2 protein-coding genes are annotated in these 1,730 nt (G+C 59.2%); both read left to right on the top strand.

The genetic code is table 11. The features are described 5' to 3' along the window. A partial coding sequence (locus tag BEB54_RS27965; protein ID WP_418933182.1) for a bacteriophage T4 gp5 trimerisation domain-containing protein occupies positions 1-654 on the top strand: 654 nt, incomplete at its 5' end. Between the two features lie 66 nt (positions 655-720). Next, on the top strand, positions 721-1,730 hold a 1,010-nt coding region (locus BEB54_RS27960), incomplete at its 3' end, for a DUF6531 domain-containing protein (protein ID WP_105282342.1).

Raw genomic sequence — 1,730 nt, 5'->3', positions numbered from 1 at the left:
GATGCGACAGGGAAAGAACAGGTCTACATCCACGCGCAGAAGAACATGAACACCGAGGTGCTGAATAACCGCACCACGGATGTGATAAACAACCATGCTGAGACCATCGGCAACAATCAGGTGATTGCGGTTACCAACAATCAGATACAGACGGTGGGCGTTAACCAGATAGAGACGGTGGGCAGTAACCAGATCATTAAAGTGGGCTCTGTTCAGGTGGAAACGATTGGACTTGTTCGTGCGCTGACTGTGGGCGTGGCGTATCAGACGACGGTAGGTGGCATTATGAACACCTCGGTGGCCCTGATGCAGTCCTCGCAGATCGGTTTGCATAAATCGTTGATGGTCGGGCTGGGTTATGACGTCAAAGTCGGAAATAACGTTACCTTCACCGTTGGTAAAACGAAAAAGGATGATACCGGGCAGACCGCGATTTACTCCGCCGGTGAGCATCTGGAACTCTGCTGTGGTAAGGCAAGGCTGGTGCTGACTAAGGACGGACAAATTTTTCTCAACGGCACAAAAATTCATTTGCAGGGTAAGGAGCAGGTTAATGGTGACTCACTGTTGATTAACTGGAACTGTGCAGCCTCGAAATCCCCACCGAAGACCCCTGATGAAAAGCAGGATACGCCGGATATGAGAGAGTACTGATCCCGTACCTGTTCGGTATTCAGTAACAAACAAGCATTAAAAATAAACAGAAGAAGGAATTGAATCATGAGCGGAAAACCAGCAGCGCGTCAGGGAGATATGACTCAGTATGGCGGTCCCATTGTCCAGGGTTCGGCAGGTGTAAGAATTGGCGCGCCCACCGGCGTGGCGTGCTCGGTGTGTCCGGGCGGGATGACTTCGGGCAACCCGGTAAATCCGCTGCTGGGGGCGAAGGTGCTGCCCGGCGAGACGGACCTTGCGCTGCCCGGCCCGCTGCCGTTCATTCTCTCCCGCACCTACAGCAGCTACCGGACGAGGACGCCTGCCCCGGTGGGCGTTTTCGGCCCCGGCTGGAAAGCGCCTTCGGATATCCGCTTACAGCTACGTGATGACGCACTGATACTCAACGACAACGGCGGGCGGAGCATTCACTTTGAGCCGCTGCTGCCGGGGGAGGCGGTGTACAGCCGCAGCGAGTCAATGTGGCTGGTGCGCGGTGGTAAGGCAGCGCAGCCGGACGGCCACACGCTGGCGCGACTGTGGGGGGCGCTGCCGCCGGATATCCGGTTAAGCCCGCATCTTTACCTGGCGACCAACAGCGCACAGGGGCCGTGGTGGATACTGGGGTGGAGTGAGCGGGTGCCGGGTGCTGAGGACGTACTGCCAGCGCCGCTGCCGCCGTACCGGGTGCTTACCGGGCTGGCGGACCGCTTCGGGCGGACGCTGACGTACCGGCGTGAGGCCGCCGGTGACCTGGCCGGGGAAATCACCAGCGTGACGGACGGTGCCGGGCGGAAGTTCCGTCTGGTGCTGACCACGCAGGCGCAGCGGGCGGAAGAGGCCCGCACCTCTTCGCTATCTTCTTCTGACCGTTCCCGCCCTCTCTCAGCCTCAGCGTTCCCCGACACACTGCCCGGTACGGAATACGGCCCCGACAGGGGCATCCGTCTTTCAGCGGTGTGGCTGATGCATGACCCGGCATACCCGGAGAATCTGCCCGGTGCGCCACTGGCGCGGTACACGTATACGGAAGCCGGTGAACTGCTGGCGGTATATGACCGCAGCAATACGCAGGT

Source organism: Escherichia sp. MOD1-EC6021 (assembly GCF_002965245.1).
Taxonomy (GTDB): Bacteria; Pseudomonadota; Gammaproteobacteria; order Enterobacterales; family Enterobacteriaceae; genus Escherichia; species Escherichia coli_F.
Note: the sequence above shows the minus strand (reverse complement) of the source record. Positions and strands in the feature narration are given on the sequence as shown.